The organism is Allobosea sp. 47.2.35 (assembly GCF_024655635.1).
Taxonomy (GTDB): Bacteria; Pseudomonadota; Alphaproteobacteria; order Rhizobiales; family Beijerinckiaceae; genus Allobosea.
On sequence record NZ_JANLGI010000003.1, the window covers coordinates 264,914 to 277,791 of the forward strand.

Consider the following 12,878-nt stretch of genomic DNA (forward strand, 5'->3'; position numbering starts at 1 on the left):
CCCTAGGCAGAGCTGTCATCCGCCGCCACGTCCGAAAGCCTTTTATGGGCGGCCTGCTTGGTGACCCCGAGCGCCAGGGCAACCCGCGACCACGACCAGCCTTGCTGCAGGGCGGACCGCACCGCCCCGCGCTCGATCCGGTCCGCCAGGCGACGCAAGGCGACGACGGCCGCCAGGGCTTCCTCGGGGTCGGTCGGGATGGCGATGTTGCGCAGGTCATCCATCCGTCAACATTAGTTGACGAGCAAGCAGCCGTCAACAAAAGTTGACAACCACGTCCTCCGCAGATCTCTGACGGCGTTACTTCTGGGGCTCTCGCCACCTCGTCGGGCTCGCCTTGAGAACCCGCTTGACGTATGGCCTGCCGCGGCGGCCCGTTCAGAGGCTGCACCGAAGATCAGACGAAGCGACTGTCCCATGACCGGTTCCGGCACCGACCGCACCCGCCCGGCCGTCCAGGCCCCTGCCCCGATCGTCATTCTGGTCGAGCCGCAGCTCGCCGAGAATATCGGCATGTGCGCCCGTGCCATGGCCAATTTCGGCTTGTCCGAGATGCGCCTCGTCGCCCCGCGCGACGGCTGGCCGAGCGGTGGAGGTCTCAAGAAGGGCGCGACCGCGGCCGCCTCCGGCGCGACGCATATCCTGGAGAACGCCCGGCTCTTCGACAGCGCGGCCGAGGCCATCACCGACCTCAACCACGTCCTGGCGACCACCGCCCGCGAGCGCGGCCAGATGAAGCGCGTGCTCACCCCGGCCGAGGCGATGCCGGAGGTCGCCGGCCGCATCGGCTCCGGCGAGCGCGTCGGCATCCTGTTCGGGCGCGAGCGCATCGGCCTGACCAACGAGGAGATCAGCCTCGCCGACGCGATCCTGACCTTCCCGGTCAATCCCGCCTTCGCCTCGCTGAACCTCGCCCAAGCCGTGCTGCTCAACGGCTATGAATGGTTCAAGGCGACGGGTGGCGAGCCGCCCTTCCGCGAGAACAATCCTTCGCCGCCGGCCAAGCGCGAGATGATCCTGTCGATGTTCGACTATCTCGAAGCCGAGCTCGACACCTGCGGCTTCTTCCCGGCCGGCAAGAAGCCGGTGATGACCGCGAACCTGCGCGACATCCTGCACCGGCTCGACATGACCGAGCAGGAGGCCCGCACGCTGCGCGGCGTCTTCAAGTCGCTGGTCGAGGGACCGAAGAAGGCCCGCCTGCTCGCGCGGCAAGCGGACGAGGCCGACGGCGCCGAAGAATAAAAAAGCCGGCCCCGAAGGGCCGGCTCGTCTGGTCGGGGGGTCTCGAAACGCCCGGTCAGAACTGGTACTTCAGCGTCGCCTTCACGGTACGGCCCGGCTCGCTGTAATAGTCGCGGGCCTGGGTCAGAGCGCCGGTCGGAACGTTGACCGCATCGAAATACTTGCGATCGAAGATATTGTAGACGCCCACCTGCAATTCAAGGTCGGCGATCTGCGGCGCCGGGCGCCACCAGGCCGAGGCGTTGAACACCGCATAGCCCGGCGCCTTGAAGCCGGCATTGGTGCCGGTCGTCGCGGCAACGTCGTCGCGGGCAGCGGCGAGCTTGGCCGAGACCTCGGCGCCCGAGCGATCGGTGCCATAGGCGACCGCGACGATGCCCTGCACCGGCGGGATCGAGTTCAGGAAGACGTCATCCGTCTTGTTGCGGCCACGGGTATAGGCGAAGGAGCCGCGCACCAGCCAGTTCTGCGCGAAGGCGTACTGACCGTTGATCTCGACGCCCTGGATCTCGGCCTTGGGGATGTTCCGGTAGCCGAAGATGCCGCCCTGCGGATAGAGCCCGCCCGCCGGGGCGACCTGATAGGTCTCGATGAAGTTGTCGTAGTTCGTGAAGAAATACGCGATCGAGCCGCCGAGCTGCTTGTCGCCGAAGCGGACGCCGACATCTACGCCATTGCCCTTTTCCGGACGCAGCGTCGGGTTTCCTTCACGCAGATAGGTGCCCGGCCCGCCGAAGCGGCCATAAAGCTCGTTGGCCGTCGGCGCGCGGAAGGTCTTGGCCCATTGCGCGAAGACGGTGACGTCCTTCACCCAGGGCGCATTCTTCAGGATGTCGTACTCGAGCCGCAGGCGCGGCGACCAGGCCGAGTCGCTCGAGGACGGCGGCAGGCCGACGGGCTGGGAGCCGCCCATCGAATAGGCCGGCGTCTGCTGCGGCTTCTCCTCGTACCAGTCGAAGCGCACGCCGGGCGTGATGCGCAGGCGGTTGTCGAGCAGGCCGATCTCGTCATGCAGGTAGAGGCCGAACAGCTTGCCGTCGATATCGGGCTGGTCGGCCTGGTTGGTGTGCAGGTTGTTGCAGGTCGTGAAGGCTCCCGTGAAGCGACCCGACGCAGGGCGGGCTGGGCAGTTGTCGAGGCCGGACGAATACTGCTTGAGCGACGAGGCGCGCAGCTCCGTGCCCAGCGTCACCCGGTGGGACAGCATTCCGGTCTGGAAGTTCTTCACCACATAGCCGTTGAAGCCATAGGCGTTCTCCTCATTCTCGTTGTCGCGAATATGAGGGCCGACGATGCTGGTGAAGCGATAGGCATGGACGATGTCGTTGCGGACCAGGCGCTGCCAGTAAAGCGTGGCATGCGCCTCGTCGAAGAAGCCGCCTGGCTGCTTGTAATCATAGGAGAGCGAGATGCGGTTGCGCTCGGTATCCTCGCCCGTGACATAGTTGCCGGGACGGAAATTGCCGGTCAGCGAGACGCTAGTGCCGGTGAGGGTCCGGGTTCGCTCGGCGCGCTTGAAGAGCTCACCGGTCAGGCCGAAACGGTGCACCCCGTCGATGGTGTGATAGATCTTGCCGAGCAGGTTGTACTGGTTGAAGTCGCTCGGGCTCGGCGCCGTGCGGGTGACGCCCACCGTCTTGATGTTGCCCTTGTTGTCGATCTCATGGCCATCGCGGAAGCCACCCTGCAGCAGCACGGAGGTGTTGCCCATGCGCGCCGCCACGGCCGCGCTGCCGAACCAGGCCCGATCCGTGCTGTCATAGCCGGTCTTGGCCAGCGCACCATATGAGCGCCCGGCCTTGATCAGGTCTTCCGGGTCGAGCGTGCGGACCGCGAGCGCGCCGCCGAGCGCGCCATTGCCGAGCGTGGCCCCGCCACTGCCGCCACGCAGCAGGTCCAGCGTCGAGAGCGAGTCGAAATCGAAGGCCGCGGTTCCGCCGCGATTGACGCGCGTGTCGATCAGGAAGGGCTGGCGGATGCCGTCGACCGTCGTCAGCACGCGCGCGCCGTCAAGGCCGCGGATGTTCAGCGAGTTGTTCTGCCGGTTGAAGGTGATGCCCGCCTCGACCCGGTTGGCGAGATCGGTCAGGCTCTGCACCTGCTGGCGGTCGAGTTCCGCCCGCGTCGTGCGCGTCGTCGTCGGGCCGTTGAGCAGCGCGCCGCCCGGGACACCCTCGCCCTGCACGTTGATCTGGTCGAGAACGACGGGACCTTCCGAAGCCTGCGCCGCAGGCGCGATGCGGGTCCGGCCTTGCTGCTGCGCGATCGCAGGCGAAGCCAGCAGCACCACCATCAAAGTGCCGAGCGCGACGCCTTCGCGCAATGTGCCGGAATACGTCCCCATGGCCTTGACCCGTCCTTCTGAACGCTACGGGCCGGAGCCGCCGCGCTTCACAGTTTTAAATTAATACAAACAAGATCTTATCCGCCCAGAATAAGACAATATTCGGATATTGAGCGACTCGATAACTGTCAATTGGCTGCCACACGAAGGACATCTTCCGATGCAGGAAGATCACAATAGTAGAACTTGTCTAAAGAATAATATTGGATTGCATCGTTCTAAGCTGGACCCCGCAGCCCGCCTCACCATCCCGTAAGGCTCCCGATCTCGTGATCGCGGCTTGCCTCGCGCGCGCCAGCTTCCCGTTGCAATGCGATGGCAAGGCTCCAACATGCGGGGCAGCACGGGACTTCAGAGATGCTCGACCGCCGGACGATCTTGACGGGGACAGGCGCCATGGCCGCGAGCTTTGCCGTTGCCGGCCGGGCGCGTGCCGCCACGGATGCCGATGTCGTCGTGATCGGCGCGGGAGCGGCCGGCATTGCCGCCGCCCATGCCTTGCGCGCCGCCGGGCGACAGGCCGTCGTGCTCGAAGCCCGCGGCCGCACCGGCGGGCGCGCCTTTACTGACGCCTCGCTTGGCCCCGCCTATGATGCTGGCGCGATGTTCATTCACTGGGCGGAACGCAACCCCTGGGTCCAGATCGCCCGCGATCTCGGCGTTGCAACGCCCGCCGAATCCTGGGGCAGCGGCTTCAGGGTCTTCGCCGATGGCCGCCCCATGGCCGAGCCGGAGCGCAACCGCCGCCGCAGCGCCTTCGGCCAGATCGACCGCCGGCTGGAGACGGTCGATCTCAGCCAGCGCGACATGTCGATCGCCGAATTGCTCGGCGATCTTGGCCCCGAGCTCGCGCCGGTCGCCGCGTCCGGCCTGCTGCTCTCGATCGGCGAGGAATCGAGCCGCATCTCCGCGCGCGACTACCAGCGCCTGTGGTCGGGCGAGGATCTCATTGTCCCTTCCGGCTACGGCAATCTCGTCGCGCGTTCGGCTGCGGGGCTCGATATCCGCCTGAACGAGCCGGTCGAGGCTGTCCGCTGGGATGGGCCGGGCGTCACCGTCACCACCCGCTCCGGGACGTTGCGGGCCAATGCCTGTATCGTCACGGTGCCGGTCGGCGTGCTGAAGGCCGGCGCTATCCGCTTCATCCCGGAATTGCCTGCGGCGACGCGCGATGCCCTCGGCGGCCTGCATATGGGCGCGCTGACCAAGATCGCGCTCAAGGTCGAGGGCGATCGCTTCGGTATCGCATCGGGCACGAGCTTCCTCGAAGCGGCGGCGCCGGAACGCTTGATGAACCTCGACATGTTCCCGGGCGGCCAGGACATCGTCATCGGCTATTGCGGCGGCGACTATGCCCGCAAGCTCTCCGAGGCCGGCACCGACGAGGCCCGCGCTCATCTCGTCGACCTTCTCGTGAAGATGGTCGGCGCCGATTTCCGCAAGTCGGTGAAGGAGGTCTCCTTCCCGGCCTGGTGGACCGATCCCTTCGCTCGCGGCTCCTACTCGATCTGCGATCCCGGCCACGAAGCGGCACGCGATGCCCTTGCCCAGCCGATCGGCAACCGCCTCTTCATTGCCGGCGAGGCAACTGCGGGCGGCGGGGCCATGACCGTTGGCGGCGCGACACTCGCCGGCCGTGCCGCGGCGGCCGCGGTCGCTCGATTGAAGGCCTGACGCGTCAGCCGGCGCCCGGCCGGAGCATCAACTCCCAGTTCTGGCCGACGAGGTCCTTGCCGAAGGAATGATGCTTTTCCTCGGCCACCAGCCGAAAACCCTCGCCGAGATAGATGCCGCGCGCCGCATGCAGGATGTCATTGGTCCAGAGCACCATGCGCTCGTAACCGGCGGCGCGCGCGAAGCCGATCGCCTCGCGGACGAGCCGCTTGCCAAGCCCCAACCCATGCGCCCGTTTCTCGACGATCACGAGCCTGAGCTTCGCCGTCCTCTCGTTCTCCTGCACGACGAAGGCCGAGCCCACGGGCTGGCCGTCCAGCTCGGCGATGAAGCAACGCTCGCGGCCCGGCTTGAACTCGCGCAGGAACTTCGCGGCGATCTCTGCGACGAGCGCCTCGAAGGAGATGTCCCAGCCATAATCCTCGGCATAGAGCCGGCCATGCGCACCAATCACCCAGCCCATATCGCCGGCGCGATGCTCCCGGATGATGGGAGCTGGGCGATCGGCCAGCTCGACCGAAAGAAGGCGCTCCGTATCGGCGAGAGCGGCAATGAGGCGCTCCTGCTCGAAAGGCGCCAGACGCTGCAGAATCGCTCCCGCTTGCGCGCTTGAAGCCTGGTCCAATGGCTGGAACGCCGCCCTGCCCTGTTCCGTCAAACGCAAGCGCAAGGCACGCCCATCGGCAGCCGAACGAGTCCGTTCGAGCCAGCCCTGCCCCGTGAAACGCTTGAGGATGCGCGAGAGATAGGCCGGATCGAGATCGAGCGCCCTGGCCATCTCGCCCGCCTGCCAGTCGTCGCGCTGCGCCAGTTCGTAGAGCACGCGCGCCTCAGCCAAGGCGAGGCCCGAACCATGCAGACTGCCACCAAGAGCACCCACCCAGCGGGTGTGGAAGCGGTTGAAGCGGCGGATCGCGGCGACGGCTTCGGTCTCGACGGCATGCATGGCTCACCTCCACGGCAATGCCAATCCATTTTAGTGGACGCAGTCAACTAAATTTCGAGACAGTGGATAAACGCGCCATTGACCGTCTCTTAACCGGTGTCTGGCGGAGTCGGGCTTTGAAATCCCTCGGCATCATCATGCAAGTCGATCTTCTCGCCGGCACGGGCCACCGCCCTCTTGCGATCCCCCGGCCCCGGCCAACCATTCTCGTCTTCGATTCCGGCCTCGGCGGCCTCACCGTGCTCGGACGCACCACAAGGGCCTGCCCCGGCGCCCATATCGTCTATGCCGCCGATGATGCCGGCTTTCCCTATGGCCGCCTGAGCGAGGACGAGCTCGTCATTCGCGTGCTCGCGGTGATGGAGCGTCTCGTCGCGCGATTCCATCCTGATCTCGTGGTCATCGCCTGCAACACAGCCTCGACGCTGGTGCTGCCGACTCTCAGGGCGCGCTTCGCGATTCCCTTCGTCGGCACCGTACCCGCGATCAAGCCGGCCGCGGCGGCGACCCGTAGCGGCATGATCTCGGTTCTTGCCACCCCCGGCACCGTGGCGCGCGACTACACGCGCGAACTGATCGAGACCTATGCGGCCAGCCATAACGTCACGCTTGTCGGCGCGACGCGGCTCGCCGGCCTCGCCGAGCAGGCCTTGAAGGGCGAGGCCATCGACGACACGATTCTCGCCGCCGAGATCGCACCCTGCTTCGTCGAGGCGCACGGCCGCCGCACCGATGTCGTCACCCTCTCCTGCACGCATTATCCCCTGCTGCTGGAGCGCATGAAGCGGCTCGCGCCCTGGTCCGTTGAATGGATCGACCCGGCTCCCGCGATCGCTCGGCGTGTCTCCGATCTGTTGTCCAGTGCCCGCGAACCTGACCTGGCCTGTCCGGAGGCCATCGCCGTCTTCACCAACGGCTCCGGCCTCACCGGCCCCTTGCGGATCGCGTTGGCCGGTTACGGCCTGGCACAGGTCGTCATCGAACCGATGCCGATCGAGAACGGCTTTTCGCCGACCCGGAATTGACTCGAAGCCGGCTTTCCGTCATACGCCCTCTCGTCGCGCGGCTCCTCACGGGGCCGCGTGGCTTTTTCCGCACCCGTGATCCGCTCTTCTTCGGAAGCTGGATCTGTCGCCTCGGCCCAAGTCGAGGAGCAGGAGGGCGCGGTCCTCAACTCGCGAACCTGAGAGGACACGCGATATGTCGAAGCGCCATGAGGCGAAATACAAGATTGACCGCCGCCTCGGTCAGAACATCTGGGGCCGTCCGAAGTCCCCGGTCAACCGTCGTGAATACGGCCCCGGCCAGCACGGCCAGCGCCGCAAGGGCAAGCCGTCCGACTTCGGCACGCAGCTCCGCGCCAAGCAGAAGCTGAAGGGCTACTATGGCTCGATCTCCGAGAAGCAGTTCCGCCGCTACTACGCCGAGGCGATCCGCCTGAAGGGCGACTCGGGCGAGAACCTGATCGGCCTGCTCGAGCGCCGTCTGGACGCGGTGATCTACCGCGCCAAGTTCGTGCCGACCGTCTTCGCCGCCCGCCAGTTCGTCAACCACGGCCACATCACCGTGAACGGCAAGCGCGTCAACATCGCCTCCTATCAGGTCAAGCCGGGCGACGTGATCGCGGTCAAGGAGAGCTCGCGCCAGCTCGCCATCGTCATCGAGTCGGCCGCCCTCGCCGAGCGTGACGTGCCGGACTACATCGACGCTGATCACAGCAAGTCCTCGGCCACCTACACCCGCACCCCGACCCTGTCGGACGTGCCCTACGCGGTGCAGATGGAGCCGAACCTGGTCATCGAGTTCTACTCGCGCTGATCGGCGGCAACGCCCCTGGCCTTCGAGGTCGGGACGCAGTTCAGGGGATGGCCTTCGGGCCGTCCCCTTTTTCGTTCCAGGCAGCCAGGATTGGCAGCAAGTTGCCACCGTCGATCATGATCGGGAGGTGTCATGAAAGCCCTGAGGGCCCTGTCCAGCGCGCTGGCGAGCATCGCATTCCTGCTCGCGATGACCGTGGGCCTGAGCGTTGCGCACCCGTCGGCCGCCTCGGCCGAGGTCCGCTTCGGACGCAATGTGCGCGTCGGCGGGCACGATTTCTCACATCAGAGTTTCAACCGGCAGCGGCGCGCGCAGATTTATCTCTATGACCGCACGCCGTCTCGTTCGGGCTGCGTCTGGCGCTCGGATGGCCGTGGCGGCAAGGTGAAGACCTGTCACCTGCGTCGGATCAGGTAGGGTCGGGCTGGAAAGCGGGCCGTGCGGCGGCTCAGAGATGCGAGCCGACCTCGTTACGGAAGAAGTAGCAGCCCACGCCCAGGCAGCCGATCAGGATCGACAGCGCGTAGGGCCCGAACAGGCAGACGATGAAGACGGAGCCGATGAAAGCCCGCATCGCCCAGCATGACCATGTCTGCTTCATGGTTCACCTTTCGCATCGCAATCACTGACAAAGCGTAAATGGTGAGCCGTGAATCCAAGCTGAATGGATATAGTAAACGCCTGAATTCCTAGCGAATTCCATGTGTTAGGGATTTTGGTGAAAGTGGGGCGAGACCACTTTTCGCCATATCTCCCGGCCGCGCGGTAGCGTAGCGTCATCGTCCCGGAGAGGAGATTCGCATGAAAAGACTTCTGCTGACGGCCGTCGCCTTGTGCTGCATGGCCGGCGCCGCCCAGGCACAAAGCTGCAACCTTCAGGCCTCGGACAAGAAGCTCGCCGGCGCGGCGAAGACGAGCTTCCTGACCAAATGCGAGAAGGACGCCGGCGCCGCCTGCGACAAGCAGGCCGCCGACAAGAAGCTGGCCGGCGCCGCCAAGAACAGCTTCACCAAGAAATGCGTCTCGGACGCGGTCGGCACCTGAAGCCAGACGCTCACATGCCAGATGCGAAGAGCCGCGCCCGGACCCGGACGCGGCTCTTTTCAGTCATGGGTCTGAAAACCGCTTGAGGTCAGCGCTCAATCGTCGTGCTGGTCGTCGCGATCGCGCCACTGCCTGCGCTCACCGCGATCCCGGCGCTCGCCACGATCATCGTCATGCCAGCCGCCGCGCCAGGCGCGCATCTCGCGGAAACGCTCGCGCCCTTCCGCCATCGCCTCGCGCACCGAGCGGCGCAGCACCGTCTTCTGCTCGTCGCTGAGCGTCGTCCAGAGCGGGCGCACGGCGTCGGCAAGCTCCTTGGAGCGGGCCGCGCGCTCGCCCTGCTGATTGGCGGTGGCGTCGAGCCGTTCCATCAGGTCGGCATGGCGCAACGCCTCGCGCCGCTCGCGCATCTGGTTCCAGCGCTCGCCCCGATCAGAGCTGCGCTGCTTGATCAGGCCCTCGACCTTGTCGAACAGGGCCGTCTGCTCGGGCCTGAGCTTGAGATCGGCCCGCACCTTCGAGAGGCGCTCGTCGAGCCGCGCCTTGGCACGCTCGGCCCGGCGCTCGCGCCATTCGTCGCGGCGCTGCTCGCGGGTTTCGGCACGCTCCTGCTTCTGGTCGCCACCCGCGGGCGGAACCGGTTGCGGCTGCGCCAGCGCGAAGCTGCCGGCGAGCATCGCGATCGACGATGCGGCGATGAGGGCGATGGGTTTCACGGGGGCAATCTCCCTTGAAGCAGTCAGATCGAAGCGTCGCGCAGCGGGTCTCGAAGCCGATAGGCGATGACATAAACCTGATCCTGCAGGCCTGACCCGGCAATGGCCAGCAGATGAAAAGATCGTAATGTAGCCACAACGCCTTCGGCGCGATTCGGTTCGCCATCGGGTTTCCTCATGCAAAACCTCATCACCGATGTCCGCGGCCTGCTCGTCGGCCAGGCCCATGACGCTACGGCAGCGACGGGCGTCACCGCCGCGATCTTCGAACGGCCGACCATCGCCTCGGCCGCCGTGCTCGGCGGCGCGCCCGGCACCCGCGACACCGCCCTGCTCATTCCCGAGATGACCGTCGAGCATGTCGATGCCATCGTGCTCTCGGGCGGATCGGCCTGGGGGCTGGGTGCAGCCGACGGCGTGATGCGCTGGCTGGCCAAGGAAGGGCGCGGCTTCCCGGTCGGCGCGTTCCGCGTGCCGATCGTCCCGCAGGCGATCCTGTTCGACCTGATGAATGGCGGCGAGAAGCCCTGGGCGCGCGGCGAAAGCGAGACGCCTTATGCCCGGCTCGGCGCGAACGCTGCCGCCGCCGCTTCCGCCAGCTTCGCGCTCGGAACCGCCGGCGCAGGCTATGGGGCAACGACTGCGACCCTGAAGGGCGGCCTCGGCTCGGCCAGCGCGCGGGCCGCGACCGGGCAGGTCGTCGGCGCGCTCGTCGCGGTCAATGCCGTCGGCAGCGCCACGATCGGCGACGGCCCGCATTTCTGGGCGGGCCCTTACGAGCGCGACGGAGAATTCGGCGGTCTTGGCTGGCCCGCAGCCATCACACCGGAGGACACGGCGCTGCGCTTCAAGGGCGGCACCGGCCAGAACACCACGATTGCGCTCGTCGCGACCGATGCCGTGCTGACCAAGCCACAGGCCCGCCGCCTCGCGCTCGCCGCCCATGACGGGCTCGCGCGTGCGTTGCGCCCAGCCCATGCACCACTCGACGGCGACATCGTCTTCGCTGCCGCGACGGGCTACAGCGGCGCTCCCTCGGATGCCTTCGCGATGACGGAGCTTTGCGCCACCGCGGCCGATGTGCTGGCCCGCGCCGTGGCGCGCGGCGTCCATGCCGCCACGGCCCTGCCCTTCCCCGGCGCCCGGCCCGCCTGGCGGGATCGCTTCAAAGCCTGAGCCGGGAGCAGGCGCATTCCGCAAGGTTAGCGAAGCAATTTACCAAGCATAAAGCCGGCCTCCGTAACCTGCCCGTCTAGGTTTCCGTCTGCCCAACAGGACAACCGGAGGAACCCTATGCGCGAGATCGGTTTCGGCCTGATCTGCGGCATCGCGATGGCGGTCGCCGCGCTCCTGATTGCAGCCTGGCCCGCGCCGGGGCGGCCGATGGCGGCGTTCTTCCCCGCGGGAACCGCTACGGCGGAAATCGCGCAGGCCGTCACCAGCGCGAGCGGCAGTCTCCTCCAGATCGATGCCGGCTCCTCGGTCGCCTTCACGATGGGAGCGCGCGACGGCTTCGTCTTGGCGCTCTATGGCGCGGGAGCATGGCTCGTCATAGACGCGGCCTTCGCCAAGCTTTGCACCGGGAGCGCTCCAGGGAGCAGCCGATGAACGACGTCCTGCGCTTTCGCGAGCGCTTTTCCCGCTTCCTGATCGCGATCCTCTGGGCGAACGCCGCCTTTCTGGCGCTCGGGACGCCATCGGGCTCGCCGCTAAGCAGCCCCGCCCTCGTACTCGCAGGCGTCGCGCTGGCCGTACTCGGGACGATGGTCTGGCGCATCGAGCGCACCGGCTGGATCACGCGCCAGATCACGAGCATCGTGACCATGGGCCAGGTCATGATGCTGGTCTATGCCTTCGCCGGGCATCCCTACCAGTCCGACATGCACATGTATTTCTTCGCCATGCTGGCAGTACTCGCCGGTTGGCTGGACTGGCGCATCTTCATTCCCGCGACGCTCGCCATCGTCGTGCATCACCTCGCTCTGAGCCTTTTGTTTCCTGGCGCCGTCTTCCTGAATGGCAATCAGATCGACCGCGTGCTTCTGCATGGCCTGATCGTGGCCGTGCAGTCGGTCGCGCTCAGTTGGGTGGTTTGGTCGCTGCGTCAGTCTCTCGAGGTTTCGGAAGGCGAGCGCTATGCGGCCGACGCCGCCCGCGCCGCGGCGGATGAGGCGCGACAGGATCTGGCCGAGACCATGGAGCGGGGCGCCCTCGTCCGCCGCCAGGTCCTGCACAGCGTCGCCGATGATTTCGAGCGCGAGATCGCCGGTATCGCCCGCGACGTCATCGCCTCCGTGCAATCCCTCCGCACCGCCTCGCAGCAGATGAAGACCGGGGCGCTGGAAGTATCCGAGCGATCCAGCGCGGCATCGCAATCCTCGCGCCAGACCTCCTCAAACGTCGTCGCGGTCACGCAAGGCACGGCGGAGCTGGCGCATTCCTTCGCCGAGGTCGACCGTCAGGTCGCGGAAACCACCCGTGTCGTCGGCGAGACCACCCGGCAGGCTCAGGCCGTGCTCGACACGGTCGGCGAATTGTCGCGCAAGGCCGGCCAGATCGGCGACATCACCGACGCGATCTCGACCATCGCCAAGCACACCAACCTGCTCGCGCTCAACGCCTCGATCGAAGCCGCCCGCCTCGGTCGCTCCGGCGGCGGCTTCACTATCGTCGCGCAGGAGATCAAGTCGCTCGCCAACCAGACCTGGCGCGCGACCGAGGAGATCCAGAGCCAGATCGGCGCTATCCGCGACTCCAGCTCCGACGCGATCGGCGCGATCGATGCCATGAACGCCACCGTCGGCTCGCTCAACCAGATCTCGGGCAATGTCGCGACCGTGGTCGAGCAGCAGAATGCAGCCGCCGCCAATATCGCCCAGATCATCCGGCGCGCCGCCGACGAGACCGTATTCGCCGCCGGCCATATCGACATCGTCAGCCGCATCGCCGCGGAAACCGACGAGGCCGCCAGCCATGTCGCCGAATCCGCCGACAAGCTCTCGCGCCAGTCCGTGCACCTCGATTCGGAGGTCGCCCAGTTCCTCGGCCGGATTCGCGCCGCCTGAACGCAGGTTTCCCTGCCGGGCGCGAA

The 12,878-nt window shown here is 66.7% G+C and carries 15 protein-coding genes; 9 read left to right on the forward strand and 6 right to left on the reverse strand.

The features are described from left to right. Positions 1-2 precede the first annotated feature (2 nt). On the reverse strand, positions 3-224 hold the full coding sequence (locus NUV79_RS06395; RefSeq protein WP_257732230.1) for a hypothetical protein: 222 nt from the start codon (positions 222-224) through the stop codon (positions 3-5). 193 nt (positions 225-417) lie between these two features. On the opposite strand from NUV79_RS06395, the gene NUV79_RS06400 reads away from it, so the two are divergent. Beyond that, positions 418-1,245: an RNA methyltransferase gene (locus NUV79_RS06400; RefSeq protein ID WP_257732231.1), complete on the forward strand. Its 828-nt coding sequence runs from the start codon at positions 418-420 to the stop codon at positions 1,243-1,245. A 55-nt stretch (positions 1,246-1,300) separates the two neighbouring features. Here the strand turns inward: NUV79_RS06400 and NUV79_RS06405 are convergent, their stop codons facing one another. Then, the gene (locus tag NUV79_RS06405; RefSeq protein WP_257732232.1) at positions 1,301-3,589 is read right to left on the reverse strand and encodes a TonB-dependent hemoglobin/transferrin/lactoferrin family receptor; all 2,289 of its coding nucleotides are present in this window, start codon (positions 3,587-3,589) and stop codon (positions 1,301-1,303) included. A 396-nt stretch (positions 3,590-3,985) separates the two neighbouring features. Here NUV79_RS06405 and NUV79_RS06410 point away from each other — a divergent pair, with 396 nt between their 5' ends. Continuing rightward, positions 3,986-5,263, forward strand: a complete 1,278-nt coding sequence (locus NUV79_RS06410) for a flavin monoamine oxidase family protein (protein WP_257732233.1) — start codon at positions 3,986-3,988, stop codon at positions 5,261-5,263. Between the two features lie 4 nt (positions 5,264-5,267). On the opposite strand, the gene NUV79_RS06415 is transcribed toward NUV79_RS06410, so the two are convergent. Further along, on the reverse strand, positions 5,268-6,209 hold the full coding sequence (locus NUV79_RS06415; RefSeq protein WP_257732234.1) for a bifunctional helix-turn-helix transcriptional regulator/GNAT family N-acetyltransferase: 942 nt from the start codon (positions 6,207-6,209) through the stop codon (positions 5,268-5,270). Between the two features lie 137 nt (positions 6,210-6,346). Between NUV79_RS06415 and murI the strand changes: the two genes are divergently transcribed. The 3 genes from murI (at position 6,347) to NUV79_RS06430 (ending at position 8,444) form a co-directional block, all read left to right on the forward strand. Continuing rightward, on the forward strand, positions 6,347-7,234 hold the full coding sequence (gene murI, locus NUV79_RS06420) for a glutamate racemase (RefSeq protein ID WP_257732235.1): 888 nt from the start codon (positions 6,347-6,349) through the stop codon (positions 7,232-7,234). 175 nt (positions 7,235-7,409) lie between these two features. Then, positions 7,410-8,027: a 30S ribosomal protein S4 gene (gene rpsD, locus NUV79_RS06425; RefSeq protein ID WP_257732236.1), complete on the forward strand. Its 618-nt coding sequence runs from the start codon at positions 7,410-7,412 to the stop codon at positions 8,025-8,027. A 132-nt stretch (positions 8,028-8,159) separates the two neighbouring features. After that, a complete protein-coding gene (locus NUV79_RS06430; protein ID WP_257732237.1) occupies positions 8,160-8,444 on the forward strand; it encodes a hypothetical protein in 285 nt (94 codons plus the stop codon). A gap of 31 nt (positions 8,445-8,475) precedes the next feature. Here NUV79_RS06430 and NUV79_RS06435 read toward each other — a convergent pair whose 3' ends face one another. Further along, entirely contained in the window at positions 8,476-8,628 is a 153-nt protein-coding gene (locus tag NUV79_RS06435) for a hypothetical protein (protein ID WP_170843344.1), read from the reverse strand. Between the two features lie 200 nt (positions 8,629-8,828). On the opposite strand from NUV79_RS06435, the gene NUV79_RS06440 reads away from it, so the two are divergent. Then, complete coding sequence (locus NUV79_RS06440; RefSeq protein ID WP_257732238.1) at positions 8,829-9,071, forward strand: hypothetical protein; 243 nt, start codon at positions 8,829-8,831, stop codon at positions 9,069-9,071. Positions 9,072-9,166: 95 nt separating this feature from the next. Here the strand turns inward: NUV79_RS06440 and NUV79_RS06445 are convergent, their stop codons facing one another. Together NUV79_RS06445 and NUV79_RS06450 are read right to left on the reverse strand one after the other, a co-directional pair. After that, positions 9,167-9,787 carry a Spy/CpxP family protein refolding chaperone gene (locus NUV79_RS06445; protein WP_257732239.1) on the reverse strand — a complete coding sequence of 207 codons (621 nt, stop codon included), beginning with the start codon at positions 9,785-9,787 and terminating at the stop codon, positions 9,167-9,169. A gap of 23 nt (positions 9,788-9,810) precedes the next feature. Further along, positions 9,811-9,966 carry a hypothetical protein gene (locus NUV79_RS06450; RefSeq protein WP_257732240.1) on the reverse strand — a complete coding sequence of 52 codons (156 nt, stop codon included), beginning with the start codon at positions 9,964-9,966 and terminating at the stop codon, positions 9,811-9,813. Between NUV79_RS06450 and NUV79_RS06455 the strand changes: the two genes are divergently transcribed. The 3 genes from NUV79_RS06455 (at position 9,965) to NUV79_RS06465 (ending at position 12,852) form a co-directional block, all read left to right on the forward strand. Next, positions 9,965-10,963, forward strand: coding sequence for a P1 family peptidase (locus NUV79_RS06455; RefSeq protein ID WP_257732241.1), 999 nt, complete (start codon positions 9,965-9,967; stop codon positions 10,961-10,963). The genes NUV79_RS06450 and NUV79_RS06455 overlap by 2 nt on opposite strands. A gap of 117 nt (positions 10,964-11,080) precedes the next feature. After that, complete coding sequence (locus NUV79_RS06460; RefSeq protein ID WP_257732242.1) at positions 11,081-11,395, forward strand: hypothetical protein; 315 nt, start codon at positions 11,081-11,083, stop codon at positions 11,393-11,395. Continuing rightward, positions 11,392-12,852, forward strand: a complete 1,461-nt coding sequence (locus tag NUV79_RS06465; RefSeq protein WP_257732243.1) for a methyl-accepting chemotaxis protein — start codon at positions 11,392-11,394, stop codon at positions 12,850-12,852. The genes NUV79_RS06460 and NUV79_RS06465 overlap by 4 nt, the downstream gene beginning before the upstream one ends. Positions 12,853-12,878: the final 26 nt, after the last annotated feature.

What these genes read in the sequence shown, in the direction of transcription:
- NUV79_RS06450 (WP_257732240.1), bottom strand. Translation starts at nt 9,966, where the DNA reads ATGAGGAAACCCGATGGCGAACCGAATCGCGCCGAAGGCGTTGTGGCT.
- NUV79_RS06465 (WP_257732243.1), top strand. Translation starts at nt 11,392, where the DNA reads ATGAACGACGTCCTGCGCTTTCGCGAGCGCTTTTCCCGCTTCCTGATC.
- NUV79_RS06400 (WP_257732231.1), top strand. Translation starts at nt 418, where the DNA reads ATGACCGGTTCCGGCACCGACCGCACCCGCCCGGCCGTCCAGGCCCCT.
- murI (WP_257732235.1), top strand. Translation starts at nt 6,347, where the DNA reads ATGCAAGTCGATCTTCTCGCCGGCACGGGCCACCGCCCTCTTGCGATC.
- NUV79_RS06410 (WP_257732233.1), top strand. Translation starts at nt 3,986, where the DNA reads ATGGCCGCGAGCTTTGCCGTTGCCGGCCGGGCGCGTGCCGCCACGGAT.
- NUV79_RS06455 (WP_257732241.1), top strand. Translation starts at nt 9,965, where the DNA reads ATGCAAAACCTCATCACCGATGTCCGCGGCCTGCTCGTCGGCCAGGCC.
- NUV79_RS06435 (WP_170843344.1), bottom strand. Translation starts at nt 8,628, where the DNA reads ATGAAGCAGACATGGTCATGCTGGGCGATGCGGGCTTTCATCGGCTCC.
- NUV79_RS06430 (WP_257732237.1), top strand. Translation starts at nt 8,160, where the DNA reads ATGAAAGCCCTGAGGGCCCTGTCCAGCGCGCTGGCGAGCATCGCATTC.
- NUV79_RS06415 (WP_257732234.1), bottom strand. Translation starts at nt 6,209, where the DNA reads ATGCATGCCGTCGAGACCGAAGCCGTCGCCGCGATCCGCCGCTTCAAC.
- NUV79_RS06460 (WP_257732242.1), top strand. Translation starts at nt 11,081, where the DNA reads ATGCGCGAGATCGGTTTCGGCCTGATCTGCGGCATCGCGATGGCGGTC.
- NUV79_RS06405 (WP_257732232.1), bottom strand. Translation starts at nt 3,589, where the DNA reads ATGGGGACGTATTCCGGCACATTGCGCGAAGGCGTCGCGCTCGGCACT.
- NUV79_RS06395 (WP_257732230.1), bottom strand. Translation starts at nt 224, where the DNA reads ATGGATGACCTGCGCAACATCGCCATCCCGACCGACCCCGAGGAAGCC.
- rpsD (WP_257732236.1), top strand. Translation starts at nt 7,410, where the DNA reads ATGTCGAAGCGCCATGAGGCGAAATACAAGATTGACCGCCGCCTCGGT.
- NUV79_RS06440 (WP_257732238.1), top strand. Translation starts at nt 8,829, where the DNA reads ATGAAAAGACTTCTGCTGACGGCCGTCGCCTTGTGCTGCATGGCCGGC.